The organism is Streptomyces sp. CB02009, from assembly GCF_001905825.1.
GTDB lineage: Bacteria > Actinomycetota > Actinomycetes > Streptomycetales > Streptomycetaceae > Streptomyces.
Map to the genome: position 1 here is coordinate 1,619,373 of NZ_LIVV01000001.1, position 24,973 is coordinate 1,644,345.

The 24,973-nt window shown below is 68.9% G+C and carries 23 protein-coding genes and 3 pseudogenes; 9 read left to right on the forward strand and 17 right to left on the reverse strand.

Features of this window, described 5'->3' with window-relative positions:
- From AMK27_RS07230 to AMK27_RS07255, 6 genes and pseudogenes are all read left to right on the forward strand, one after another.
- Nucleotides 1–680: pseudogene (locus AMK27_RS07230) on the forward strand (hypothetical protein); the annotation flags it as partial.
- A complete protein-coding gene (locus AMK27_RS07235; RefSeq protein WP_073903684.1) occupies nucleotides 677–1,213 on the forward strand; it encodes a hypothetical protein in 537 nt (178 codons plus the stop codon). The pseudogene AMK27_RS07230 and the gene AMK27_RS07235, both read left to right, overlap by 4 nt.
- Nucleotides 1,214–1,594: 381 nt before the next feature.
- On the forward strand, nucleotides 1,595–1,780 hold the full coding sequence (locus tag AMK27_RS07240) for a hypothetical protein (protein WP_073903686.1): 186 nt from the start codon (nucleotides 1,595–1,597) through the stop codon (nucleotides 1,778–1,780).
- Between the two features lie 256 nt (nucleotides 1,781–2,036).
- Nucleotides 2,037–2,501 (forward strand): YxiG-like protein, encoded by a 465-nt coding sequence (locus AMK27_RS07245; protein ID WP_073903688.1) that lies wholly within the window; start codon nucleotides 2,037–2,039, stop codon nucleotides 2,499–2,501.
- 185 nt (nucleotides 2,502–2,686) lie between these two features.
- Nucleotides 2,687–4,051: a glutamate decarboxylase gene (locus AMK27_RS07250; protein WP_073903690.1), complete on the forward strand. Its 1,365-nt coding sequence runs from the start codon at nucleotides 2,687–2,689 to the stop codon at nucleotides 4,049–4,051.
- 425 nt (nucleotides 4,052–4,476) lie between these two features.
- Complete coding sequence (locus AMK27_RS07255) at nucleotides 4,477–5,418, forward strand: CPBP family intramembrane glutamic endopeptidase (protein WP_073903692.1); 942 nt, start codon at nucleotides 4,477–4,479, stop codon at nucleotides 5,416–5,418.
- 82 nt (nucleotides 5,419–5,500) lie between these two features.
- On the opposite strand, the gene AMK27_RS07260 is transcribed toward AMK27_RS07255, so the two are convergent.
- Nucleotides 5,501–7,522, reverse strand: a complete 2,022-nt coding sequence (locus tag AMK27_RS07260; RefSeq protein ID WP_073903694.1) for an AfsR/SARP family transcriptional regulator — start codon at nucleotides 7,520–7,522, stop codon at nucleotides 5,501–5,503.
- A gap of 216 nt (nucleotides 7,523–7,738) precedes the next feature.
- Here AMK27_RS07260 and AMK27_RS07265 point away from each other — a divergent pair, with 216 nt between their 5' ends.
- Nucleotides 7,739–8,620 carry an alpha/beta fold hydrolase gene (locus AMK27_RS07265; RefSeq protein WP_073903696.1) on the forward strand — a complete coding sequence of 294 codons (882 nt, stop codon included), beginning with the start codon at nucleotides 7,739–7,741 and terminating at the stop codon, nucleotides 8,618–8,620.
- A 113-nt stretch (nucleotides 8,621–8,733) separates the two neighbouring features.
- Here the strand turns inward: AMK27_RS07265 and AMK27_RS07270 are convergent, their stop codons facing one another.
- Complete coding sequence (locus AMK27_RS07270) at nucleotides 8,734–9,447, reverse strand: hypothetical protein (RefSeq protein WP_073903698.1); 714 nt, start codon at nucleotides 9,445–9,447, stop codon at nucleotides 8,734–8,736.
- Between the two features lie 135 nt (nucleotides 9,448–9,582).
- On the reverse strand, nucleotides 9,583–10,095 hold the full coding sequence (locus AMK27_RS07275; RefSeq protein WP_073903699.1) for a GNAT family N-acetyltransferase: 513 nt from the start codon (nucleotides 10,093–10,095) through the stop codon (nucleotides 9,583–9,585).
- 342 nt (nucleotides 10,096–10,437) lie between these two features.
- Here AMK27_RS07275 and AMK27_RS42670 point away from each other — a divergent pair, with 342 nt between their 5' ends.
- Nucleotides 10,438–10,608 carry a hypothetical protein gene (locus AMK27_RS42670; RefSeq protein ID WP_158076907.1) on the forward strand — a complete coding sequence of 57 codons (171 nt, stop codon included), beginning with the start codon at nucleotides 10,438–10,440 and terminating at the stop codon, nucleotides 10,606–10,608.
- Between the two features lie 551 nt (nucleotides 10,609–11,159).
- On the opposite strand, the gene AMK27_RS07280 is transcribed toward AMK27_RS42670, so the two are convergent.
- The 3 genes and pseudogenes from AMK27_RS07280 to AMK27_RS07290 form a co-directional block, all read right to left on the reverse strand.
- The gene (locus AMK27_RS07280) at nucleotides 11,160–11,633 is read right to left on the reverse strand and encodes a nuclear transport factor 2 family protein (protein WP_073903701.1); all 474 of its coding nucleotides are present in this window, start codon (nucleotides 11,631–11,633) and stop codon (nucleotides 11,160–11,162) included.
- A 254-nt stretch (nucleotides 11,634–11,887) separates the two neighbouring features.
- A pseudogene (locus AMK27_RS07285) lies at nucleotides 11,888–12,972 on the reverse strand (methyltransferase).
- Nucleotides 12,973–13,139: 167 nt separating this feature from the next.
- A complete protein-coding gene (locus tag AMK27_RS07290) occupies nucleotides 13,140–13,967 on the reverse strand; it encodes a helix-turn-helix transcriptional regulator (protein ID WP_073903703.1) in 828 nt (275 codons plus the stop codon).
- Nucleotides 13,968–14,168: 201 nt separating this feature from the next.
- On the opposite strand from AMK27_RS07290, the gene AMK27_RS07295 reads away from it, so the two are divergent.
- A complete protein-coding gene (locus AMK27_RS07295) occupies nucleotides 14,169–14,909 on the forward strand; it encodes a class I SAM-dependent methyltransferase (RefSeq protein ID WP_073903705.1) in 741 nt (246 codons plus the stop codon).
- Between the two features lie 775 nt (nucleotides 14,910–15,684).
- Here AMK27_RS07295 and AMK27_RS07300 read toward each other — a convergent pair.
- The 11 genes and pseudogenes from AMK27_RS07300 to AMK27_RS07345 form a co-directional block, all read right to left on the reverse strand.
- The gene (locus tag AMK27_RS07300; RefSeq protein WP_198955802.1) at nucleotides 15,685–16,131 is read right to left on the reverse strand and encodes a hypothetical protein; all 447 of its coding nucleotides are present in this window, start codon (nucleotides 16,129–16,131) and stop codon (nucleotides 15,685–15,687) included.
- Nucleotides 16,132–16,403: 272 nt separating this feature from the next.
- Nucleotides 16,404–16,529, reverse strand: a pseudogene (locus tag AMK27_RS43490) (IS5/IS1182 family transposase); the annotation flags it as partial.
- A 124-nt stretch (nucleotides 16,530–16,653) separates the two neighbouring features.
- Nucleotides 16,654–17,874 carry a metallophosphoesterase gene (locus AMK27_RS07305; protein ID WP_073903708.1) on the reverse strand — a complete coding sequence of 407 codons (1,221 nt, stop codon included), beginning with the start codon at nucleotides 17,872–17,874 and terminating at the stop codon, nucleotides 16,654–16,656.
- A gap of 419 nt (nucleotides 17,875–18,293) precedes the next feature.
- Nucleotides 18,294–18,509: a hypothetical protein gene (locus tag AMK27_RS07310; protein ID WP_073903710.1), complete on the reverse strand. Its 216-nt coding sequence runs from the start codon at nucleotides 18,507–18,509 to the stop codon at nucleotides 18,294–18,296.
- Nucleotides 18,506–19,042 (reverse strand): ester cyclase, encoded by a 537-nt coding sequence (locus tag AMK27_RS07315; protein ID WP_143204827.1) that lies wholly within the window; start codon nucleotides 19,040–19,042, stop codon nucleotides 18,506–18,508. Before AMK27_RS07315 ends, AMK27_RS07310 begins: the two co-directional genes overlap by 4 nt.
- 45 nt (nucleotides 19,043–19,087) lie before the next feature.
- A complete protein-coding gene (locus tag AMK27_RS07320; RefSeq protein WP_073903714.1) occupies nucleotides 19,088–19,792 on the reverse strand; it encodes a helix-turn-helix transcriptional regulator in 705 nt (234 codons plus the stop codon).
- Nucleotides 19,793–20,128: 336 nt separating this feature from the next.
- Complete coding sequence (locus tag AMK27_RS07325; protein WP_073903716.1) at nucleotides 20,129–20,671, reverse strand: DUF7822 domain-containing protein; 543 nt, start codon at nucleotides 20,669–20,671, stop codon at nucleotides 20,129–20,131.
- 418 nt (nucleotides 20,672–21,089) lie between these two features.
- Complete coding sequence (locus AMK27_RS07330) at nucleotides 21,090–22,172, reverse strand: CU044_5270 family protein (protein ID WP_073903718.1); 1,083 nt, start codon at nucleotides 22,170–22,172, stop codon at nucleotides 21,090–21,092.
- Nucleotides 22,169–22,744 (reverse strand): RNA polymerase sigma factor, encoded by a 576-nt coding sequence (locus AMK27_RS07335; RefSeq protein ID WP_241847342.1) that lies wholly within the window; start codon nucleotides 22,742–22,744, stop codon nucleotides 22,169–22,171. Before AMK27_RS07335 ends, AMK27_RS07330 begins: the two co-directional genes overlap by 4 nt.
- 331 nt (nucleotides 22,745–23,075) lie before the next feature.
- A complete protein-coding gene (locus AMK27_RS07340) occupies nucleotides 23,076–23,915 on the reverse strand; it encodes a hypothetical protein (protein ID WP_143204829.1) in 840 nt (279 codons plus the stop codon).
- Nucleotides 23,916–24,308: 393 nt separating this feature from the next.
- Nucleotides 24,309–24,962, reverse strand: coding sequence for a hypothetical protein (locus AMK27_RS07345; RefSeq protein ID WP_073903722.1), 654 nt, complete (start codon nucleotides 24,960–24,962; stop codon nucleotides 24,309–24,311).
- Nucleotides 24,963–24,973: the final 11 nt, after the last annotated feature.

The window sequence follows — 24,973 nt, forward strand, 5'->3', positions numbered from 1 at the left end:
CGGCCGAGCGAGGGGCTCTTCCCGCGTGGCATCCACTCGGGCAGGATGGGATGTCCGCTATCGCGGTCACGCCGCCGTGCCTACGGGACCATTGGGGGAGGGGCATTCAGAGCAGGCCGATCGACCCCGACCGACTGGCTGTGCGGTTCGCGAGGTTGGCGGTCGCGGCCGCGCTGGAAGAGGACGACCCCGAGGGGTGGCCGGACAGACGACGCATCATCGGCCGTGCCGTGGCGCGGAGCATCAGCCATGACCAGAGCGCACGAATGACGCGGTTCCTCGACCATGCGCGATCCCGTGGACGAGACCTGCCTGTTGAGGATCCTCAACAGGCACTCACGCGCATGTTCCTGGACCTCCTGCATCAGCTCGATCACCTGACCTTGAGCAAGGTTGCCCGCAGCATTGACTTGATGGCCGTCGAGTTGCCCCGGTCGATCCCCCGTCATTCGGCGTCGCGGGGTTTCGTTCCCCTTCTCGACGGCAGCGACAGGCACGTAGAGACGCGTGGAGTCAGCCAACTCGAACCGGCCGGGTACCGGGTAGAGGACATGGAGGCTGCGGCTGACTCTCTGAACCTCGCCCTGGCCCGACTGTTCATCCGCCTCGGCCCACCGCCGGACCTCGTCGAAAGCGACGTTGTCCCATGGGCAGGCGACGACGGGGGAGCGCGGGCATGAGTCTCGAAGGCCAGTTGGGTCACTTCCCGGGAGACTTCGGCTCTGACCCTCTTCTGTCCGCCGGCCTGGGCATTGCGGCCCAGTGGGGGGAAGCGCTTGGCGGGCCCGAGAAGCTCCAGGCCGCTCTCAAAGCCCTCGAACCGCAACTCCGGCGCGAGCACGAGCTGAACAAGCTCCGACTCGAACGGCAGGAAGCCGACGCGGCCCGGAAGGCGGCTGCTGAGGAGGCCGAGGCGCAGCGGCGCGCCGATGCGGTGGAAAGAGAGGAGGAGCGCCGGGCACGTGAACAGATGGCCGTCCGCCACCACAGACATCAGATGCGTCTGCTGCACTCTGCAGTCGCCTTGTCGGTGCTGATGCTCGGAGGCGGACTCTATGCGATGCCGACGAACGGCTGGATCGCCGGCGCATTGTGCGGTCCGAGTCTGCTCTCTCTGTTGCGGATCTTCGTGCTACGACGGAGCACGGACGCGGATGTGCGCGAGGCGGGTCGGTCGGCTCGTGGGGCGGGCAACGCCCCTCCTCCTGTCTGATCCCGGCGAGGCGGCTGGAAGAGCGGCGCCGTCCCCTGCCCGTGGAGACGGGGCGGTGGCCTCTCAGCACGTTCGTCGTCGGTGACGCGAAGAACGGCTGGTGCAACGACTACGCCGAGAAGTCGGTCGAGGGCGTGGCGCCACCTGTGCGGTACCCGCCTACCAGTAGAACGCGGTGGGAAATACGTAGGAGAGTACGTAGTTCGACTGACGCTTCATGGAAGCGGCGATGGGAGGCTCCGGCATGAGCTCCTGGCAGAGCTGTGGTGTCCTGCCAGAGCGCTCGCTGCCCTCCCCGGAGGGCAACTGCCGCCAGTGCCCCGACGGGCAGCAGTAGCCGTCCGGTGCCGATATCCCAGTCCAACATTGGAGCGTCCTCCGTTGGTTTCCAAGATTCGCGTCCTTCTGGGCATGCTCGTGCTCCTGGCGCTGGCCATCGGCGCCATCGCCCTGCTCGCGGCCGTGAAAGCCAATGCCATGTGGTTCACGATCGTCCCTCTCGGCATCCTCTTTCTCGGCGCGTCCCTCATCCGGTCGCTCGGATGGTTCAACAAGGAAAGCCGATGACCGGATGAGGGAGCGCTGGCCGGGTGGAGGGTCTCCGCCGTTACGTTCTCTGGATCTGACACCCTAGGGTTCGGTTCGTGAGGCCCTCCAGTTTCGCCTCCCCAGTTCCGGCCTCCGGCCCCCCGGCCGGGCCCGTTCCGCTGGCAGGCCAGGTCGCAGCCCCCTGGGACTTCTCTGGGCGTTCTCTGGTCCGAGGCGTGCCTCAGGCTGCAAATCTCGCTGTCGAAGGTCTTGCCCAGTGAGGTAGAACGGCGGCATGGACACCGCAGAACTTCAGCGGACGCTGAACGAGTCGATCCAAGCCAATGTCGTGCACCACGGATACACCACCTACATGCGCGACTACGAAGTCGTCATCAACGTGTGGAAGGGCCCCCACAACCCGTCGACCTACCTGCGGTATCTCTTCCGGTACTTCGTCGAAGCCCGGTGCGAGACGTTCCTGTCGACCGGGACCTGGCGGAAGTCCTTGGACGACCGGCTCCTCGACAGCGAAACCGCCATCGGCCTCGATGGTTACGTCTGGGGCGCGCACCATCACGAGCTCTACGGAGCCGAGCTTCGTCTCAAGTCGGAGGCTGCCCTCCGATGGGCCAAGACTGTCGGGATCGACTTCCATGAGGTTCACATCGAGGCCAACGCTCACGATCTGACCTTGCTGTTCTCAGACCTTGAGGTGAGCGAGATGCCGGTCGGATACGCACCCTTCCTCGCGGAATGAGAGCCGGGATGCGTGTGACCTCGTGACGGACGTGGGTCTCGCCGGTCAGCACCACGCGTTGTGGCAGGTGGCGGGACCACCGGAGGGTAGCGGGACTACCGGCAGGTAATCGCCGGGATTCCGCACCGGCCGGGTTCGGCGTGTCCCTCGGGAGGTCCGAGCTTCCGGGCTGTTTGAATTCCCACATGACCAACCGCGACAACGAGTCTCTGTTCGGCAATCGATTCCTGACCGTGCCCGCTCCCTCGGAGACCTTCCCCCAGGAAGGAATGGCCGCGACGGATGCGATGAGGCTCGTGGATGTGGATCTCGCCATGGAGGGCGATCCGCAACGAAATCTCGCTACGTTCGTCACCACGTGGATGGAGCCGGAAGCGCAACGGCTCATCGCCGAGAACCTCCACCGCAATTTCATCGATCATGCGGAGTACCCCATTTCCGCCGAGATCGAGCAGCGTTGCGTACGTATGCTCGCCGATCTCTTCAACGCTCCGGGGAATACGACCGGATGCCGGACCCAGGGCTCGTCCGAGGCGATCATGCTCGGCGGGCTGTCACTGAAATGGAAGTGGCGCGAGCGCCGACAGGCGGCCAACCTTTCGATCGACCGGCCCAATCTGATCTTCGGTGGAGACGTCCACGTCGTGTGGGAGAAGTTCTGCCGCTACTTCGACGTCGAGCCGCGCATCGTGCCCCTCGCGGAGGGCAAGTACACGATCGGGCCCGAGGACGTCGAGCCCCACCTCGACGAGAACACCATCGGCGTCGTCGCCGTACTCGGCACCACCTTCACGGGTCACAAGGACGACGTCGTCGGGATCGACAAGCTTTTGCGAGACGTCCGCACAAAGCGCGACCTCGACATTCCCATCCACGTGGACGGCGCCAGCGGTGCATTCGTCTGGCCTTTCCTCTACCCGGACTCCAAATGGGATTTCCGGCTGGAGCAGGTACGTTCGATCAACGTCTCGGGTCACAAGTACGGCCTGGTGTACCCCGGGATCGGCTGGCTGATCTTCCGCGAGGAGTCCGACCTGTCCAAGGACCTCGTGTTCTACGAGAACTACCTGGGCAAGACCGACTCGACGTTCACCTTGAACTTCTCGACCGGCGCGTCGATGGTGCTCGCGCAGTACTACAACTTCGTACGGCTCGGCCGCCAGGGATACACCTACGTCATGAAGATGATGCAGGAGAATGCCCGCGTACTGGCGGACAACCTGCGCGACGGCGGCCGGTTCGAGGTCATCGGAGCCGATCTCGAGCAGCTCCCCCTGGTCGCCTTCCGTCTCGCGGGGAAGCACGCCTACGACGAGTCCGACATCGCATGGCAGCTCTCCGCGGAACGCGGCTGGATGGTGCCGGCGTACACGCTTCCGCCCAACGCGGAGCGGGTGAAGATCCTGCGTGCCCTGGTCAAGGAGACCCTGAGCCGCGAACAGATCGATCGCCTGAGCCAGGACATCGCCGATGCGTGTCGCACCCTGGACGCCAAGGGCGCGACCCACGACGGAGAGCGGGCGAAGGTCAAGCGCGGCACCGGATACTGACGCCGGGTACAACCCCACGCGGGCCATGTACCGATGCGCCGGCCAGCTCTCGTGTCGCGCCGACGGCGACCAGGTGGGGGAGACGCGACGATGGGACGTCAGCACGACGGCGGCGATCGGCATCCACGACCTCGCTCGTCGGCCCGCACGCCCAACAGCGAGAATGGTGCGGGTGCGAGGCATCCGCTCCGGTGGAGCGGCGTCCGACCCGAAGATCTGGTGACTACCTGACGACGAGTTCGGCGCAGCGCCTCGCAGCGCTTCGGTAGCCGACCGAACCGTCTCACTCGTACGTCTCCAGAAAGCAGCCGATGTCCGACCCGATACCAGGACGTCCCCACCAGCCCCAGAACCCTTGGGCGCCACCTACGCAGGGCGCGCAGCCCTGGCCCGTGCCACCGGCCGCGTGGGGCCCGGGGACTCCCATGCCGCCGGCAGGCGCGCCCGGCCCGGCGGCTGCGCCGCCGGGGACCGCGTACCACGAGCAGGCACGCAACGGGCGACAGAGCGCATGGGCGCGGGTGGGGGAGTTCTTCCTCGGCCTCGCGCTCATGGGGGCCGGGATGATCGGCGTGCTCGTCGGCGCCGCCGTCATCGGCATGGTCCTCGGACTCGCGTGGGCCCCGGACGACAGCGACAACATCTTCGCCGATCCGCTTCTCGACAACGCGGTACTGCTCGTGAGCCTCGCCGTGTGGATCCCCGCCGTGCTGATCGCCGTCCGTGTGAGCGGGAAGCGGCCCGCGGGCACCCTCGCGTCCGTCACCGGTCGGCTGCGGTGGAAGTGGCTGGTCTGGTGCCTCGGGCTGGCCGCCGGCGTCCTCGTGCTCCAGAACCTTCTGCTGGTCGCATGGAGCCTGATCCAGGACGGCTCCGAGGCCGTGACGGGCGAGACCCCCGGCTGGTCCGAACTTCTGCTGAGTCTGTTGGTGCTGTGGGCGCTCGTCCCCTTCCAGGCCGCCGCCGAGGAGTTCGTGTTCCGTGGCTGGCTGGTCCAGTTGTTCGGCGGATTCCTGCGCTCACCCTGGCCCGGAGTCGGCGTCGCCTCGCTGCTGTTCGCCTTCGCCCACGGCTTCGGAGAGCTGTCGGGGTTCCTGCTGCTGTGCTACTCGGCAGCCTGGTGGGGCTGGCTCACCATCCGTACGGGCGGCTTGGAGGCGGTCATCGCCGTGCACACGGTGAACAATCTGATCGCCTTCTCGCTCGCTGCGTTCTTCGGTGACTTGGCCGACGACAGCACCGCCGCTGATGCGCCCTGGGAGGCTCTTGTCGCCGAGCTGATCTTCGCGCCGGCGTTCTGCCTGATAGCTGCTCGGCTCGCTGACAGGCATGGAATCACCGCGCGTACGCCGAGCGTCAAGGTCTGATCCCCGAGGAGCGGTCTCGGACAGATCGAGCTCTCGTCGCGGCCCTGCGACGTCATCCCGCGATCACCTGAGGACCTTCCCGTCACCCGCCGAGAGCGGCGTCGGCGGCCACCAGGTGGCGGGTGACCGGGCCGAAGGAAACGAGCCCGCTCCCGGCCCCGGCGGATTCGGTTGCGGCGGCGGCGAGTTCGTCTCGGGCGCGGCGCAGGACCGGCATGTGTCCGACGGCGGCCGCCGTGCGCGCGAGGACGGCCCAAAGCGCTTCCTGGAGGAGGTCGTGAGGTGGCCGCGGCACCTCCGAGAGCGCCTGGTGGGCCTGCCGGGTGGCCCCGGAGGCGGCGAGCAGGAGGGGGTCGAGCCAGGGCCGGTACGGGCCGGCGTCGAGGTGTGCGAACTCCTCGGGGTCGGGCAGGGCATCGCCCCGCATGACCGGGATCAGCTCGACGAGGACGGCGGCGCCCGTGGTCAGGCCGGGCATGCCGCAATCGGCGGTCTCCGCGAGGACCCTCGCGTAGCGGGGGCGCGCGGCGGTCCAGCCGTCGGTCTCGCAGACGAGCAGGGCCCGGTACCAGGCGGTGAAGACTCCGGCGAGGGGTCGTTCGTCGCGGTGGGCGAGCCGGTCGATCTCCTCTGCCTGCGCCTCGGCGGCCGTGTGGTCGCCGAGGCCCGCGAGGGCCTGGAGGCGGATCAGGCGCCCCAGGACCTCGTGGCCGCGCAGTTGGTGGGCGACGGCCAGCTGGGTCAGTTCGCCACCGAGGGCGTCTCTGCGGTCCGCTGATCCGCAGGTGGCGAAGGACTGCATGAAGGCGCCGTTGAGGGCGAACGCGAGCAGCGCGGGGTCCTGGAGCCGGCGTGCCAGTCGGACGGCCTCGTCGGCGGCGCGTCCGGCGCGCAGGCGCCACGGCTCCGGGGGTGCGACCTCCGCCGCCCGGGGAAGCGGCGAGTCGGCCCCGGCGTCGCCACGCGATTCGACGGCGACGACCGACAGAAGCCGGGCGCGCAGCGCGGGCGGGCCGTCCGGGCCGAGCTGGGCTACGGCCCGGGCCGCGGAGCGGACCAGCTCGCCGGCGCCTTCGGGGTCGTCGGCACGGGTCCACACGGCCGGGACGTCGTAGGAGCCGATGATCCGGGCGGTCAGCTCGGGGTCCCCCGTGGTCTCGGCTGCCGAGATCAGGTCGCGGCGGTGCTCACGGGCTTCCTGCAGGCCGTCGGCGCCGGTCACCGCGAGGTCGCGCAGCAGACCGGCGGTGGCGTGCAGCCGGGCGCGGGCGCGGGCGGGTACCGAGCGTTCCCAGGCAGCGGCGGTGCGGTTCCAGACGCCGTCCGCCGCTCCGGCCGACTCGATCCCGGCGTCGGGCGGTGTGCTGAGGATGCGGGTCTCGGCGCGTGCCAGGGCCTGCCCGGAACCGGATCCGAATGTGCTGGTGACGACGTGGCGGGCGTGGCGCAGGGTCTCCAGTGCCTCCCCGCGCCGGCCGGCCCGGTCCAGCGCTGTCGCCAGCAGCGCCCAGCCGTCCTCGCGACCCGGGTACGCGGCGACGTGGGCGCGCAGATCGGCGACGGCGTCCCGGGCTGCGCCGGTCGCAAGGACGGCGTCGGCGCGCCGTTCGACCGCGTCGAGGCGCAGCGATTCCAAGCGGGCCTGTTCGGCGGCGGCCCACGCGGCGTGGGGGAAGTCGGCGAGGACCGGGCCGCGCCATCGGGCGAGCGCCGCGTCCCAGAGAGCCACCGCCGCGTGCGGAGGCGCTGCGGCGGCCCGCGCCGCCGTGTCTTCGAACCGCCAGGCGTCGACCGCGTCCCGTCCGGCGCGGAGGACGTAGCCGGGGCCCTCGGTGACCAGCAACCGCGACGGCTGCCGGGGAGGGCGTCCGGGTTCAAGGGCGCGGCGCAGAGCCGCGACGAAGGTGCGCACCGCGCCGACCGCGCCGCCCGGGGTTTCCTCCTCCCACAGGTCGGCCACGAGCCGGCCGACCGGTACGACACGGCCACGGGCGACCAGCAGCCGACCGAGCACTTCCCGGTGGCGGGGGGCGCCGAGCGGCAGGGGCGCGCCCTCGCCGTCCCAGGCTGCGACCGGTCCCAGCAGTCCGAACTCGACGCCCACGGCTTCGTCCCTTCGCGGGTCGCGGCGTCCCCGGGGCACCGCGCGTCCACTCATCGATCGCTGATCCGGGGCCTCCAACCTGGGTGACGTCCCAGAACGTCCCCGGACGCCCCGGACGCCCCGGACGCCCCGGACGCCCCGGACGCCCCGGAGGTCTCAGGCCTTCGGGCCTTCAGACCCGGGACATCCACTCTCCCACGAGCCACAGGAGTCGCTGTGAAGCCCCTGACCATCCCCGGATTCAACGAGCACCGGGTCGCCGTCGACGACGGCGTCACCCTGCACGCCGCCGTCGGCGGCACCGGCAGCCCCCTCGTACTGCTGCACGGCTTTCCGCAGACCCACCTGATGTGGCGGCACGTCGCCGCCGACCTCGCCGCCGACCACACCGTCATCTGTCCCGACCTTCGCGGCTACGGCGCCAGTGACAAGCCCGCCGAGAGCGACACGGAGGTGTACTCCAAGCGGACCATGGCCCGGGACATCGTGCGCCTCGCCGCGGAGCTGGGCCACGACCGTTTCGCCCTGGCCGGCCACGACCGCGGCGCCCTGGTCGCGTTCCGTGCGGCGATGGACCACCCGGGGGCGGTGTCCCGCGCGCTGTTCCTCGACGTCCTGCCGACGCTCGACATGTGGGACGCCCTGCGCGGGGTGTCCGGCGCGGTCGGCTTCCACCTCTACCTGATGGCCCAGCCCGCAGGTCTGCCGGAGCGGATGATCGCGGCTTCCGCCGACGCCTTCTTCGCCTCCTTCCTCGACACGTGGACCCGGACGCCGGAGGCGATCCCCGCCGGCGTCCGCGCCCAGTACCTCGCCGCGTCCGCCGGGGCGGTGCCGTCCATCGTCGCCGACTACCGTGCCTCTGCCGGTGTGGACGTGGACCACGACACCCTCGACCGCGAGTCCGGCAACCGGCTGACCATGCCGGTCACCGTCCTCCAGCAGGACTGGGGCGCGGCCCTCGGCTACCACGCGCAGGGCCTGTGGAGCGCGTGGGCCGACGACCTCCGGCACCGTACGGTCTCCTGCGGGCACTTCATGGCCGAGGAGGACCCCCTGCTGATCGCCCAGGAGATCCGGGCCCTCGCCGACCGCTGAGGCCGCACGCCCGATCGGGGCGCTCACAGTGGGCTCGCGGATTCCGACCAGGAAGCAGGCGGCATTGCCCGGCCCAGCTTGGCAACTCCCGGCACTGCTTGGCATCGCACGGCCTACAGCTGCCACCACCACGACTCGAGGTCTTGGTCGCCGGCGAACTCCACAGGGCTCGCGTAGGGGGATGATTCCGCGAGGGACAGAGCCTCCGTACGGCGGACGACGGCCCGCAGGTCTTGTACAGCGGTCATCGCGATGAGCTCGTCGATGTCGTACGGGCAGCCTGCGGGACCGCCGAGGAGGGTCTCGCAGCCGAACGAGTACCACAGGCCGATGAGGTCGCGGTCCTGCTCCTTCTCCGCGGCGACGGCGATGTCGCGGACCACGTCGATCAGAGGAACGGGACGGAGCGGGGCCGCGTGGGGGCCGTGGAGTTCACCGGTGGCGACCATGCGCCGCCACAGGTCGGTTCCGGCATCGCAGTACAGCAACGGCGGTTGCACGTAGCCGTCCTCCAGCCAGGAGTCGTAGCCGTCGAACTCGGGGGAGTCCTCGTCGAACGTGCGCAGCCCGGTGAACTCGGTCAGCGAGTCGAAGTACGGGGACCGCTCCGAATGGTCGGGGTGCCGGTCCATCGGAAACTGGTAGGTGAATCCGCAGCGCAGCGAAATGTTCATCACCCGGAACCTGGTGAACGAGCAGTCGTAGCGGCTTTGGAAACCGTAAAGGACGGCGATCTTGTCACGGAGACGAGGGTCCTCGCCCCCGCTGTGCCGGTCCAGGACACGCACCGAATCCGCGACCAGGTCCTCAATAACATGATCCGACATTCGTCATGTCCTTCCTTCCCCACATGCGCAGGGGGCTGTTGAATTCAGCCGGGCGGTAGGGAATGAAGCTATCGCCGTGCCCGTCGTTACTCGCGGTGCGCCGAACGCCCGCCGCTGTCGAGCCCATTGCCCTCTCTAGCGCAGTTCTTCCGCCAGGAGGTCCATCAGCAGTCCGTCGTGCCAGCTGCCGTCGGCGCCGCGTTCGTACTGCCGCATGACGCCCACCGGCCGGAAGCCGACTTTCGTGTAGCAGCGGATCGCGGGCGCGTTGTCGGCCGCCGGGTCGATCACCAGGCGGTGGAAGCCCAGGTCGTGAACGAGATGGCGGGCGAGGGTGCGTACAGCGTCGGTGCCGAGCCCGCGCCCGTGCACGGACGGGTCAAGGAAGAGGTCGATGCCCGCGTGCCGATACTCGGGGTCCTCCTCCGCGTACCACTGGATCATGCCGACGATCCGGCCCTCGCTGCGTACGGTCAGGCAGCGGGTGTCCGGGTCGGCGAGGTCGTCGGCGATCTCGGACGCCAGGTCGGGCCCGCCGCGCCAGCGTGCGCGCACCTCCGGTGTGGCCCGGATGGCGGCCAGCGCGGGCACGTCGTCGGGCCCGGCAGGGGTCAGTTCCAGGGCTTCGCCCCGCAGTACGACGGTCATGATCCGGAAGGGTAGGCCAGAGTCCGGCCGGCGGCCCCGATTTTCCTCACGGAGCGTCTGGCCCCGCGCGAGGCCTGCTGCCCACACCCGATCGCCTGCGCCAGTCCGGCGACCGCCAGATATGCGGACCGGGTCAGGCCGGGGCGCGACCCGAGTAAGCTGATGCCAATACCCGTTCGTACGCGCGGTGGTAAGTGGAACGGCACAGCAGGAACTCCTGCCCGGTGCCGGCGGCAGAGTCTCGGCTGCAGCGGCTCCGCACCCGGCGCGTACCCCGATAAGAAGTCGATGGGACCTTTATGAGGTCCCCAGGTCGATTCGGTCGTTGAGCCTCTCATGCGCGTGTTTCTCTTGACACTCACCGTGGCCCTTGTCGTCGGGGCACTTGTCCTCCTGGTATTCGCCAGCACTACGGCCGCAGCGATCTGCGCGGTCTACATCGCCGTCGTGATCCCGCTCGCCGTGCTGGTGGGCAGGGCCATCAAACGCTCCGACCCCCCGTCCTCCGACTGAACAGGGTCTCGTGCGCCGCCGCTCTTCTGCGGTCGTGAACTCGCTGCTGCGGTTGAGAGGACGCAGAAGCAGGCGAGGCGTGGCGAGAGGAAGGGGTGCTCCCCGGCTGCGGTCGCCCGGCGGGGGACGTCGTACGTCGGTGGGCTCGCCCCGCACACCAGAAGGCGGCCTCCGGACCACCGCCCGCGATGCCCGCCGAACCCTCGTCCTCGCCAAGCCCTCGATCTTCGAGCGAAAAGGTGTGCATAGGGATCCGAATCGTGGGCAGGCGGGGGTTGAGCAGGTGGGACTGCTCACCGGGTCCGCGGACTCCCCTGCCGCAGGGCCCGACCGGGTGGATGACCGGCCCGCACTCGTGGTGTTGTGCGGGCCGGTCCCTCGTCCAGAGCGCAAAGTTCCCGCGCGCTGCCCGGCACTCGAACTGACGTGGTTGCCCTGTTGGCTGCCGCTGAGACCCGCTTCCTTCGCCCTTGTCGGTCATCCGTCAGATGTGCTGTGTGCGGCTTCCCGTGGTGCGGGACCGTTGATGGCCAGTTGCCTGGGAGCCGCCGTCAAGACGGGCCGGGGTCGTCGAGCCGCTCGGTGGGGCCGGCGAAGGCGAGGAAGAGGGTCCGGGTGGTGAGCAGCCACGTGCCGTCGACCTTGAGGAACGTGTCTTCGTAGTGACCGACCTGGACCGGAGGGCGCGGCGGTACGAGGCCCCCGCTGTAGCCGTCCACACGGTAGGTGGTGAAGTAGGTGGTGGCGGTGGCGGTGTCCGCAGAGGTCACGGTGACCAGGACGTTGGTGCATATGCGGCGCGAGAGCCGGTCTGTGGGCCGACTGCCGAAGTAGACGCGCAGCGCGTCGCGACCGGTGATGAGGCGGCCGCCGACGGGCCATTGCCAGGTGCCGTCCCGTGTGAAGAGTTCCGCCACCGAGCCTGGGTCTCCGAAGTCCAGCCGGTGGACGAACTCGATGACCAGCCGCTCGCATGCCCGCTCCGCGATAAGCTGCTCGATCGGGTCGAGGGTGTGTTCATTCATGATCAACTCATATCAGGTCGAACCTGCGGTGCGGCAGCCTCACCAGTACTGGGCCACAGCCCGGGTGTAGAAGGACGGCCTGCGGCACGCACCTGCCCGGGACCACAGGGGCAGCCCTTTCGGTGTGGCCTCTGGGGACCCTGCGGCTTCTGACCGCCACGCTCCAGGAGTCAGGCCCTGTCCACGGTCGCCGCCCCACCGCCCCCCCCGAACCATGGCTCGACACAGGGTTCTGGGGTGCTCGGCGTGAGGTGTCAGCGAGCTATGGCGTGGATCAGGGAGAACGGCGCGGCGTCTGTGAGTGAAGTGACCGATGTCAGAGTGAGGCCTGCCCGGTGGCAGAGCTTCTCGAAGTCTCCACGGGTGCGCTCCCTGCCACCGAGGTTGACCAGCATGTTGAGGTCGCTGAGGTAGGTCACTCCTCCGTCGCCGGCGTCAGAGGGGTTGGTTCGAGGGTCTGTCCCCGGGGCGGGGGTGGCGGTTTCGGGGAGGATAGGTTCGACGATCAGGATGAGACCGCCGGGCGGCAGGACGTCACGGCAGTGGCCGAGGATGGTGACAGCCTGGTCGTCCGTCCAGTCATGGAGGACGCTCTTCAACAGATAGAGGTCCGAGCCTTCGGGGACGGAGTGGAAGAAGTCGCCGGCGACCAGGGAGCATCGCCGCTCCAGCCCGTGTCGGGCCACTGTCTCGGGCGTTTCGGCCAGTCCCTGCGCCGTGTCGAAGACGGTGCCGGTCAGGCCGGGGTGTGCGGTGAGAATCGCAGCCAGAAGGGTTCCCTCGCCACCGCCGACGTCCGTAACGGTGGTGTAGCGGCTGAAGTCGAAGGCGTGCGGCAGCGCGGCGGTGGTTTCGGCTACGGCTCCGCTCATCGCGGCGTTGAACTGGGCCGACAGTGCGGGGTGCTGGGCGAGGTGGCTGAAGAAATCGGTGCCGAAGGCGGCGTCGAACGCCACGTCGCCGGTACGGACACTGTCGTCCAAGTGGTCCCAGGCGCGTGTGATCACCGGCTCGGTGAACATGGCGACGAACGACGCGAGCGAGCCGGGGCTGCCGGGGTCCAGAAGTGCGCCTGCGGGGTCGCCGAGAACGAATCGGGGGAGTGTTCCCGAAGGAGGCCGAGGCCGGCCAAGGCGCGGAGCAGGCGTGTCATGGGCTGAGGTTCGGCTCCGGCGTCAGCGGCCACATCGGCGGCCCGGCGTGGCGTGTCGCCGACCAGTTCCATGACCTTCAACCGGATGGCGGCACGGAGGGTCTGCGCGGCCATGGTCCCGAAGGTGAGTCGGACGATCAGATTGCGCTCGGCCATGCCTGTTCCTCGGACATCGGGGTTCGTCATCGGTGCCTTCCTCGTCTTCGTGTAGGTGGTGTGCGCATGAGTCACAGGCCTGATGTCGCCCAGTCCGCGCGGGTAGCGGTGCGACCGGCCTCATTGGCTGCGGCGTCTCGGGAATGTGAGTGCGGTCGGGGGAGGGGACGGGAGCGGACGCGGCGGTACCGGCCACGTCAGCCGGCGGACGCGGCCGTACCCGCCAGTGCGCCCGGTGTGCATCCGGCCAGGGCCAGCACGTCGCGGTGGAGATGGGGCTGGTCGCTGTAGCCGCATGCCAGAGCGACGTTGCTGGGGCTGTGGCCGGCACGGAGTGCTCGGGCGGCGTGGTCGAAGCGGACCAGCATGGCGGCGCGTTTGGGGGTGAGGCCGATCTGGGCGGTGAAGCGGGACCGCAGGAGCTTGTGGCTACACCCGCAGGACGCGGCGAGGTCAGCGATCCGTATCCGGCCGCGCCGGGCGACGATGGTCTGCCAGGCGGCGGCTACCTCGGGTGACATCGACGGAGCCCCCACCGCCCGTTTCGCGAGGAAGGAGTCCGTCAGCGCGAGGCGTTCTGGCCACGTCCCGGCCTCTGCCAACTGCTCGCCAAGTCGTCGCGCCTGCGGCCCCCACACGTCGGTGAGCGCAGTGACAGCACCGTCCAACTCCCGTGGTGAGACACCCAGCACCGCATAGGCGGCCCGGGGCGACAAGCACACCTCGACGCACTCGACATGCTCGCCACGGACACGGGCCGGGCCCGGGGACAGTGAGGCCACCAGGCTCCTCATGGGCTGGGTGCCGCTGGCACTTCTCACCGCGACCGGGTCGCCCCCGAGCCCGATCACGACGACCACGACCAGTTGGGGGAGCACCCGCAGGTCCAGCCCGCCGGCGCCCCGGTCACGGAACCCGGCCATCCAGACCCCCTCGAGGGACGGACTCCCTGGAAGCCGGGCGACCTCCCAGCCGCTCTCGGCAACGCGATCGGCGGAGGCGGCCCTCGCTTCATGTCTGCGCATGCGGCTACGGTCCCCGACCCATAGCGGTCCTGTCTTGTACGAAAGCTCCCGGGGTCGTGCCATCCAGGGCCCCCGGGGACCCGACCCCCTCCGCCCGATGCCCTGCCCGAGGCAGAGCCGGGGCCGGACCGGAGCGGGCCGAGCTGGAGCCAATGCCCCCATCGTGTTGACTGCCCCGGCGGGGAGTGCTGGAGTCGGCAGGTGGACAGCATCCCCGCCAACCGGCGGTTCTGGAACCGGATCAGCAGCACCTACCAGCACGCACACGACTCGCAGATCGGCGCCACACCTCGGCTGTGGGGCATGTACTCCGTGCCCGACGCGCACCTGCACGCCCTCGGCGACGTCACCGGCAAGCGTGTCCTCGAACTCGGCTGTGGCGCCGGCCAGTGGTCCAGGGCGCTCGCTGCCGAGGGCGCCCTCGTGGTCGGACTCGACCTGTCAGAAGCTCAACTCGCCGCGGCGGCGAGCGCGATGGGACAGGCTCGCTATCCGCTGGTGCAGGGCGCGGCTGAACAACTCCCGTTCGCAGAAAGCAGCTTCGACCTGGTGTTCTGCGACTTCGGCGGGCTCAGCTGGGCGCCCCCGCACCTGGCCGTCCCGCAGGCCGCACGTGTTCTGGGTCATGGAGGGCGCCTGGTGTTCAACGTCGCGAGCCCGTGGTTCGAAGCCTGCTACGACGAGGCCGCCAGCCGTGTGACCACGACGCTGCAGCAGGACTACTTCGGGCTGGACTCCATCGCCGAAGGCGACGGCGCGACCAGCTATCAGCTGACCTACGGCGACTGGGTGAGGGTTCTGCGCGGTGCGGGTCTCATCATCGATGACCTGATCGAGCCGCGGCCCGAACTCGGAACACTCAATGGCTACAACGCAACCGACCCACCGGACTGGGCGCACCGCTGGCCGGCGGAGCTGCTCTGGGTCGCCCGCAAGCCGTAAGTCCTGAACGGCCCTGCACCCCGGACGAGCGACCAGCTAACGACCAGCTGACGCACGCGAAGTGCCACCGTTGCCGCAGCCATGCTTGACCGGCTCCTGTACTGGGCCGGCATCGACGGCCCTTCCTACCGGCTCCCGGTCACTAGAACCAGGCCGAGACCTTGCGAAAGGGAGTGAACGCCCGTGTCTCGTGACACCGAACAGACACGGCTCCAGGGAGCCGGCACTGTCAACTGCCCGTTCTGTGAGTGTGAGTTCATTACCAACTCGCGGCAGATCTATTGCTCCCCTCGCTGAAAGAACCTCGCGCGTCGCACGGCCCCCGCCGGCCCGCAGCTGCAGTCCTGCCCGGCCTGCGGCGGCGAGTTCACCGCCAAGCCTCGCCTCCGGTAGGTCTACTGTTTCACCGGGCTGTCGCCGCGAGGCGGAGAAGCAGCGTGATCGTCAGCGCGACAAGGAACGCGCCCGCCGGCTCGGTGAGGTGCAGGCGTCGCCCGCACTGCCTGATCTTCCACCACCACCCAGATCGACACCACGATCAGGACCCCGACCGGCCGTCCCGGAACGCGACCCTCTGGAGCCGACCGCCACCCGGACCGTCCGCACTGCCAGCAGCCGGTCACCATCGTGGCCCTGCTGGCCACCCCAGAGGTCGCCCGCCCTGCCATGCCTACCGTCCCCGACGTCATCCCGCCGCGAAGGACTCCCTGAACGACTCGGCCTGAACGTTACTAGTCATCGGGCCCGGCGGCCTTCGGCCGCCAGGCCCTCGCGATCAGGTCACAAGCCGAAACCGCTGAATGCCAGGTCGCGCCAGCGGCACCTGGCGGCGCACCACCGCGTCACGGGCGGCGGGCCCGATTCTCAGTCCCGAAGTGCGGCGACCGTCGGGCGCCTCGATCACGGCCGGCCGGGTCACAGTGCGCAACGCAGCCCAGATCAGCCGGGTCTGTTCGGTGAGGGTTTGATGCATTTCCGGTCCGACTTCGGGTTCGAACCACCGCACTGCGAGTCGCCCGCTCTCGAAGAACTCGCCCCTCTCGTCCGTTCTGAGCCGTGAACGGAGCAGCTGGACAACCGCCGAGGTCAGAGGCCCGACAGGCGTGCGGACACCCGCAGCCGGAATGATCGCTGGTGGGAGGGAAGCGCCTGCCGGGAAGCTGAGAAACGCCTGCGTGCTTCCGCAGCTCAGAGCGGACTCGATCGAGTCATGCAGGTGCACTTGGTGCAATCCAGCAGGCCCTGGGTGACTGCAGTGCCATCCAGATGAGGGAAGAACCTCGGCAATTCGCTGCCTCAGAAGTACCTCATCGGCAGGCGTCAGCCATGTGTCCGTCGTCATCGTGCGAGACCCCGCGATTGCCATGGGGCCAGGATGCCAGTGCCCTCTGCCTACCCTGTAGTCGCTCCTCGCTCCGCACCTTCCTCACACCGTTCAACGGTCAAGGAAGTGGGGTGAGGAGCATCGCTGGCAGTTTCCAAGAATCGCCATCAAAGGACCGGGATCAGCTGTGGCCTGTCGTCCCACTGGCCTGGCTTGCTCAGCTTGGCCCGTGGATGGCGGCCGCCTTCCCCGCCAAAGTGGATCGTGGAGGTCAGACCTCCACGGGACCGGCCGAGTAGTGACCCGGAGGACCCTGCTCCATGCACGATCTCGCCCTGACACGGTGAAGCGTCAGGTCAAGCACCGCTGAGGCCTGCTGGAGCAGGACCCTCGGCAACACTCTTCAGTCGGCAACACTCTTCAGGACGACGTGGACTGCTGTGGGGCGCGAAGCACGAGCAGCGTGATCTCACTGGGGGCGAAGACGCGGAAGGGCGGGCCCCAGAAGCCGGTGCCGCGGCTGGTGTAGAGCAGGGTGCGATCGCCGTGGTGGCTGAGCCCGGCGACAGAGGGCTGGTCGAGGCGGACGAGGTAGTGGAAGGGCCAGATCTGGCCGCCGTGCGTGTGGCCGGAGAGCTGGAGGTCGATGCCGTGGGCTGCCGCCTGGTCGATGAACTTGGGCTGGTGCGCGAGGAGGAGGACAGGCAGGCCGGGATCGGCGCCCTGGAGGGCTCCGGCGAGGTGGGCGCGGTGCCCCGCCAGTCCGGAGGACTCGGCTGTGACGTCGTCCACGCCCGCGACCACGAGGGTGTCACCCTCATGCTCGAGGAGGAGATGGCGGTTGCGCAGAGGCTCCCAGCCCAGCTTGTCCATCAGGTCGACCCAGCCTTGGGCCTCGCTGTAGTACTCGTGGTTGCCGGTGACGTAGACGCGGGCCCGAGTCGCCTTCACGGTGCCAAGCGGGGCGGCTTGGGCGCGGCGGCGTTCGGCCGTGCCGTCCGCGATGTCGCCGGTGTGGCACACCAGGTCCGCCTCCAGAGCGTTCACCGTCTCGCAGACCCGGGCCGACCAGCGGGCGCGGTCGAGGGGGCCGTAGTGGGTGTCGGTGATCAGGACGACGCGGGTGCCGTCCAGCCCCGCCCCCAGACGCGGGAGCTCCACCTCGAGCCGGCGCACGCGGGGGACGCGCCGCGCCTCGAAGGACCCCCACCCGAGCAGGAGGGCGGTCAGACCGAGGACCGCCCAGGTGACCATCCGCGCGCGGTCCTGTCCGTCACCGACGTCGGCCACGGTCAACGCGAGCCTCAGCAGAACGCCGAGCAGCACCGACCAGGTGAACAGCACCCAAGCGCCGCCCAGCAACGTGTCGCCCACGATCGCAGCCCAGTCCTGCTGACGCCGCCCGTGGCCGCGCACCATCGTGAGCGGCATCCCGACCAGGCCGAGGGCGAACAGCGCGGTGCCACTCACGGCGACGGGCAGCGGCCAGTGCTGTCCCGCGTACAGGAGGACCCAGCAGGGCACGGACCACAGAAGGAGGGGTGCGATCAAGGGGATGTATCGCATCAGGCGCTGCAACCGGCTCGGTGGCGCTGCAGGGGTCTCCCCGGCGGCAGAGCGGGTATTGCTGGCGTCAGCCATGTGTCCTCCAGAGATTCTGTCCGGCGGATGGATCGTACGAGCAGCGGATCCGGGTACCGTCAGCGGCCCGATCGTCGCACCAGCCGTCCCCGCGCGGTCTCGGCACGTGTCGCCATGCACAGCGGCCAAACCACATCTCGTGCGTGGCGCTGCGGGCCGGACGGAGCCTCAGCGGACCGACGGGTGGTGTGATCGCTTCCTGACGTCCTCGAGCGCGGCCGCGACGAGCCGTGTGTCGCGGGTGGTGAGGACGCGCGTGTGTTTGCTGATGTGGTGCCGAGGACGACCACGTAGTCGTTGCGGGCGGCGGCCTTCGCGACGGCTCCGCGGATGGCGTGGGTGGGCTGAGGAGGCCTTCCGCTGTCAAGCAGGTGGACTGCCGACCGACTCCGCTAGTCGGTGCCGGGCGGGTGTCGGCTTCAGTACCGGAAGGGGCGGGTGCCGGTGAGGGACCAGGCGTGCGTGATGCGCCCGGCGCGGGTCGTCAGGAGGTCGACGCCGCCGACGGAGGTTCCGTGGGTCCTGGTGCGGGCTGTCCAGAGAAGCGCCAGGTGTCCCCGGGTGGTGTCGATGACGGGTTGCCGGTGGAGGGCGATGGTGGGCGGGTCGTTGGTGGCGGCCTGTCGCTCGATCAAGCCGGCCAGCTCGGTGGGGCCGTGGGCGTCGTCAACGGGTGTGGTGCCAGAGAAGAGGCGAAAGTCGTCTGTCGCAAGGTCTGCGACCAGTTCGACCCGGCCGTTGCGGAGCTGGACCCAGTCGCGGCACAGGTCCTGGAGCGTGGCCAGGTCGGTCCGCTCGGCCGCGTGGGGTTCCGGATCTGTCTGCTCGCAGCGCCTTGCGCCACGAAGGTCCAGTCCTCCTGGATGCGGTCGTCTGTGAGGACGTTGACGTCGATGCCGGTCAGTGTCCGGCCGTCGGCTTTCACCACATCCCACAGGTACGCGAACCGATCGCCGGCGTCGACGAGTACCCGCGGGCTGAAGATGTTCACGTGCCGGGCGCGGTATGCGGTGACGAATCGTTCCTGGTCGTCCGGGCCGACCACGGAGTCCAAGTCGGCCACGCGGTCGGACCACTGCACGCAATCGTCGGACATCAGGTCGTGTGCCAGGGAAGGGTCCTCGTTCCACATGCGGCACCACGTGGTCATGCGCTTCTCGTTGTCCATGGTGAACAGCATCGCGGTCCCTGGCGACACCGTCCTGTCGGTGTTTCAGATCACCGTGCGAAGGGGTTCGGCGTCCAGGCGTTTCAGCTCGGCCCTCCAGTGGGGCTCGCGGGTCGCCGCGTGTTCGTCCGACGGTTCCAGTGAGGTGATCCGGTCGAGCTGGAAGCCTCGGACGGCTGAACGCAGTCGGCACCATGCCGCCAGATACCAGCCGTTAGGTCCCGACAAGAGGCCCAACGGTTCGACATCGCATGTTGTCTCGGCGCCGGCCCGGTCCGTGTAGGTGAGGTGCAGGACATGGCCGCAGACCACTGCGTCGACGATGGTCTCGCTCATCTTCCCACTGGCGTCTGGAGGGTGGTCCCCGACTCTGTGGACGAGTCGGGCGAGTGTTTCCTCCCGCTGTCGCACGTCGGCGGGCAGTACGGCCAGCACCTTCTGTCCGGCGCGGTGGGCGGCTGCCGCGAAGGGCGTGGACGCCGCTGTGCGCATCGCGACGCTGACCGCGAGCGCCTCGGCGGCGCTGAGTGTCACGGGCGGCAGCGTACGGTCCCGGTTAAGGCTGTATCCGCCGGCCCGACCGGTGTCACTGCGGATCGGCAGGCCCGACTGCCTCAGCGCTTCGAGATCCCGCTCGATGGTGCGCACGCTGACCTCGAACCGTCGTGCTAGCCACGGAGCGCTGCGGGGTCGGGGCGACACCGCTCGGAGCTCCTCGACCAGCGCGTACAGGCGATCGGTGCGGTTCATCGCCCCAGCCTATGTGCTGCTGTGCGGGGGCTGCGTTCCTGGTATAGAGGCCGCATAGGCATAGGCATAGGCATAGGCATAGGTGCAGGCATAGGTGCAGGCGCAGGCATGGGTGGCTGTCGGCTGGAATGCGTCCCGCGGTGGCGCAGAGCCCTTGGGCCGGCGGACCTTAGCTCTGTGTGACCGGACTGAGGGGCGGTCCGGCGTACATTCGGCCCTGACGGGGGAGTGGCTGGAGGGCTGCTCCCGGCAGGGGTTGGGCGCCAAGCGCCACCACCAGGGCGCGTTCTCCGGATCAGGTTGCTGTATACGGCACCGCCCGCGCCGCGGGTGTTGTCAGGCGGGGAAGCTGAAGTAGAGGGCTTCGCTGTAGAAGGATGCGAAATGTGTCTGCCAGTCGGTTCGGAGCGTGGCGAGCCAGGCGTCGTTCCGGCCGGCGATCGCTGCTTCGGCGTTGGCGACGGCGTCGGGGATGTCCTGGGATACCAGGTGCTGCACGCTCGCTGCCGGATCGGTATCTGACATCGAGACGATTTCCCCGGTCTCGAGAATGAAGTACTTCGCCTGCTGCTTCTCGAGGTGGGCCGTGGTCCTGGCAACGCAGTCGGTGAACTCGGTGAACTCGGTGTCCTCTTCCAGACCTTCGCCGACCGCGTGCAGGAGGTTGCGGAGCAGGGCTGCCCCGGCGGCGTAGTCCGCGGCGATGCCGATCGGAGGGTTCCAGATCATGGAGGGGACGATCGTCGTTCCGTGTCCCACCATGATCTTGTGCGCCAGCGGGATGTCCCAGTTGTGCTCGGATACGCATCGGACGTGCTGAGGGATCTGGGTCTCGTCAGGTATCGAGTCCGCGGAGTAAAGGTACGAACGGTTCGCCATGGCGGCGACGCTAACACCCGGGACCGACAGTGCCGGCGCCGTCGCACTCCTGGCGCCCAGTGGGAACGAACCGCCCCCACCTGTTCTCGGCCTTCCGGCCCGTCCCGCGCACGCCAGTGCCTGTGTGGCGACCGTGCGAGGGGAACCGTCGATTCGAAGGTGTCTCCGCGCCCCCACGCTGTGGAATCTGGGCATGGTGTCCCCCGAAATGCCTGGCGTTCTGAGGTACGCCATGTGTCGTGGTGCTGTGCCCAGTGGCGGAGGCTGGGGTCGAGGCCCACGCCGACGCCTTGGCCTGCTGCCCACACGGGGCCGCGCTGCGCCGACGGGCCCGCGCCGAAGACAACGGCGCCGACACGGCTGCCATGGCGCCCCCGAAGGGGCAAGGCGGAAGCCGTGCCGGCAGCGGGCGCTGCGTTCAGTGTTTCTTCGTCGGAGGAGCCATGATCGGCGGCGTCATCTTCACGATGTTCGAGGGGTCGGGAGCGGGGCCGCCGGGCACCTGGCCGGGGTGGTCGACGACGCCGGTCGATGCGAGGGCGAACGAGTTCGAGAACCGGCGTTCGCCGTCCCAGTCCATGCGGTATCCGCGGTACTCGTACGTCTGGGGGTCCAGGTAGAGGTACTCGCGTGTGCGCAGCTGGTCATGGAAGTCGAATGCGATGGCCAGGCTCGGCCGGTCGGCCGCGTCCCGTATCGATGTGCCGACCAGCTCCGTCCCGGGGATCAGGGCCAGCGCGCGGTAGAGCGCGGCGTTGATCTCTGGGGGAATGTTCGGGGCGGTCTGCAGGATGTTGAGGATCCTGGAGAACCGCGCGCCGGGGGTGGCGGTGGCGGCCGGAGGACGTTCTTCCATGAAGTCGTGTCGGTTGTCCGGGCCACTGCGGGTGGGAGGCGCGCTACGGTCCAGCCCGCCCGCGAAGAAGGGGTCCTCGCTCACCCGGGCGAGGAGCTCACGGGGCTCTGTGGGCAGCTGGGACAGCACCTGCCACGTCTCCCGCGGCTTTCCCCCGACCCTGCCTTGATTGAGGAAGTCGGGAATCTCGTTGACGACAACGGCGGTGCGCCCTTTCGTCTCGAACGCCTTGCCGACAAAGGCGCCTTGCGCCCCGTCGTACCGTATCCAGGAGGCCTGGTTCCCGCAGACCGGCATGCAGGTCACGGTGTCGGTGTATATCCACTGGCGGAGTCCGGGCTCCTGGCCCGGTCCTTTCGACGCGTTGACCGCGGCGGCGTCCAGCACCTGGGCGACGGTGTCCGCATGCACCCGACGGTTCTGCGGTTCCAGTACGCCCGTGGTGGCGAGGATGGTGGCGGCTGCCCCGGCCGCCAGTCCCGCGAGCACGGTTCGCCGCACGCCGGGCTGTGCGAAGACTCTCCGTGCGCGGGCCTGAGTCTCGTGCCGGGATGTCGGCGTCTGCTCGGTTCGATCGGCCCGTGCCCTTTCCAGGGCCGCCAGTTCCGCACCGAGTCGCTCCTTGAAACCGATCGGGGTGTTCATCGGGTGGCCTCCGCGAGAGGGCTGGTGAAAGTGTCGGGCGGGGTAGCGCGCCCGGCGCGCAAGGCGGCTCGGGCACGGTGCAGGCGGACACGGGCGGTCGGCTGCGAGATCCGCAGTACCTTCGCGGCTTCCTTCGTGGTCAGGCCGTCGACGGCGACCAGGTCGAGCACCGCGCGCAGCGGCGCGGACAGCACCGCGTGCCGGGCCAGCAGTTCCCTGGCCTCCCGTTCGGCGTCGATGCGTTCCTCGAAGCGGAGCATGTCCTGCTCGTCCAGCAGCCGACGTCCACTCAGCGCGGCCACCGCCTCCCGCTCGCGAGCCGTGTGACGGGCGTACGAAGCCAGAGTGTTGCGGGCGATCCCGTACAACCAGACCCGGTGTGTGCCACGTCTGGCGTCGTAGCTGTCGAACGCCTCCAACGCCGCCACGAATACGTCCGCGGTCAGGTCCGCCGCCACGTGCCGGTCGGCGGTTCTGCGGGTGACGAACCCGAGGATCGCATCGAAATGCGCCTCATAGACGTCGCTGAACGGAGTAGGACTCCGTCCAGGGTCGTGACCGGATATCAGCACCTGGGCCCTCCACAACGGTTCTGCAGTCTGTCACCCATCACTTGGCTCGGCGCCAGTGATCCGTTACTTTCCGCAGGTCAGAGCGCTGCCATCAACATCAATAGGGCACCCACGTCAGGGCTGAGAGGCAGCCCGGGCAGGCCGACGCTCACCCGAGTCGAGTGAGAACCCGTACGGCGCCACCGGCCAGATGGCGACGCGGCCCCCGGCCGGGAACGGTTGCGGCATTCCCGGCCGGGTGAGAACAGCTGTCAGGCAGATTGCCGGGTCCCCGAGGGCAAGGCGCTCACAGCTTCGACGCTGTCCGCCTGGCGCGCCGGCGTGAGGGTGGTCATGCCCGACGGCTGGGTGTCAGCCCGAGTTCCTCGGGGCTGATGATCTGATCGGCGGGCGGTGGGGTGGTGTCGACGGGCTTGCCGTAGTCGGTGAGCTTGACGTCCACGGGAGCGCTGCCGCCGGTAGCGGTGATCTCCACGGGGTAGGGCTGATCGCCCTGGGAGATGTAGCTGGTGGTGACCTGGTATCCGTCACGTTCGTAGATGACCGCGAGTTTCCGGCCGTCCCGGGTGACGTCCGCTCCACGTTCGGTGGATGCCGGCGAGTGGCTCTTGAACTGCTTGGTCATTGCGGCGAGGTCGCACATGATCGAGGATGCAAAGGCCTTGGTGGTCTTCTTGTTCATCTTGATCCAGCGGCCCTTGACCCTCTTCAGGAATGCATCGGCCTTTTGGGCGTTCGGCTTGTTCTTGACGGCCGCAGCCATCGATGTCCGCCAGAACGTCTCGTCGCCCTGGACGAAGTAGGCTCCTCTGCCCTTGATCACGTTGAGGGTGCCGGCGCCGGGCATGGTGATCGTGCCGCGGCACGAACCGGCGATGTCCAGGGCGATGTCCAAGGTGAAAGTGCCGCTGCCGCGCGGGTTCGGTGCATCGCCGGTGAGGCGCACGGACGTGGCACTTCGAAAGGCGTCCAAGGACTTGTCACTGATCTGCGCGCCGGTAAGACCGCTGAAGGAGTCCTGCGGGCCGAGCGTGCTCGAGCCGGCGCTGTCGACGCCCGCAGAGCTCTTGGAGTCCGCGCCGGTGTCGGCGGGCCCGCAGGCGGCGAGTGTGGTGACAGTGGTTGATATGAGTGCCGCCGCGACGACGCGGCGGTTGGTGCGGTATTGCATGATGCGAGGTTCCCTCCCCTGTTGAACCCGCTCACTGTAGAGGGTGAGTACGACACGACAGCTGGCGGCGCAGGCCTGGATAGCGGGGTCCCTCGCGAGGTCGAACTCGGTGTGGAAACCGGGTACGGGAACGAGCTCGGCCGCCGCGTGTTCGGAGGTGGCCGTGGGGCGTTCGGAGGTGGCCATAGGGTCGGACCGGACGGCGCCAGGATCCTCTCCTCGTGCCCGAACTGCCTGCCGGAGGCGGTCCCGTTCGCCCCTTCCATAGCCTTGGCTCACTCGCCGTTCGGCGACGAGCACGGAGGCCGATCGCCCAGATCTCAGAAGGGCGGGACGCTGCCGGCGAAGCGGCTGCGTCAGTCGGGTGAAGCCCGGTCGTGCGACTGAACGTCATCAACCGACATGTACATGGACACCACACAGCCCCAGCCCTTCGCGGGCGGCCGTTCGCCACACCCGTAGGGGACCGTCGAGAACGCTCTCGTCGCCCTCGCCGTAGTCCAGCCAGTCCTGGGCCTCGGCCGCGGTGCGCTCTGTCGGGGTGAACGTCAGGGCACGCTCGACGGGTGGCAGGGAATGGCGTACCTGGGCGGAATCCAGCAGGAACGCGCCGCACCAGCCCGGCAGCAGCGCCGCTCGCGCCGGGCCGAAGGCGTGGAACAGCGATGAGACCGCGTAGTCCTTGCTCTGGACGGAGATGAACATGCTGTCCTCGCTCTGTCCTTCCCATACATCGTCCAGTACGGAGAACGAGGGATGCGCCCTACCGGCGCACGCGTCATCGACATGGCGCCCGGGTGCGGTGAGCGATCGAAAGGACTCGACCGCGGCGACGTCGGCACGCGCGGATCCGCCGTACCCTACGCCGCTGCCGTCGGAGTACCAGGTCCGGTAATCCGGGAGGGGACTCTGCCCCCACGCCTGCCAGCGCCGCTCGGCATGGGGTTCCGCGCGGTCCGCGCTCATCGCGGGCACGAGGTACGGGCTGAGGCCGGCGATGACTTGGCCCGTGTGGCTGCTGATGCCCCAGGCGCTCATGAATCCCATGCGCGGGGACG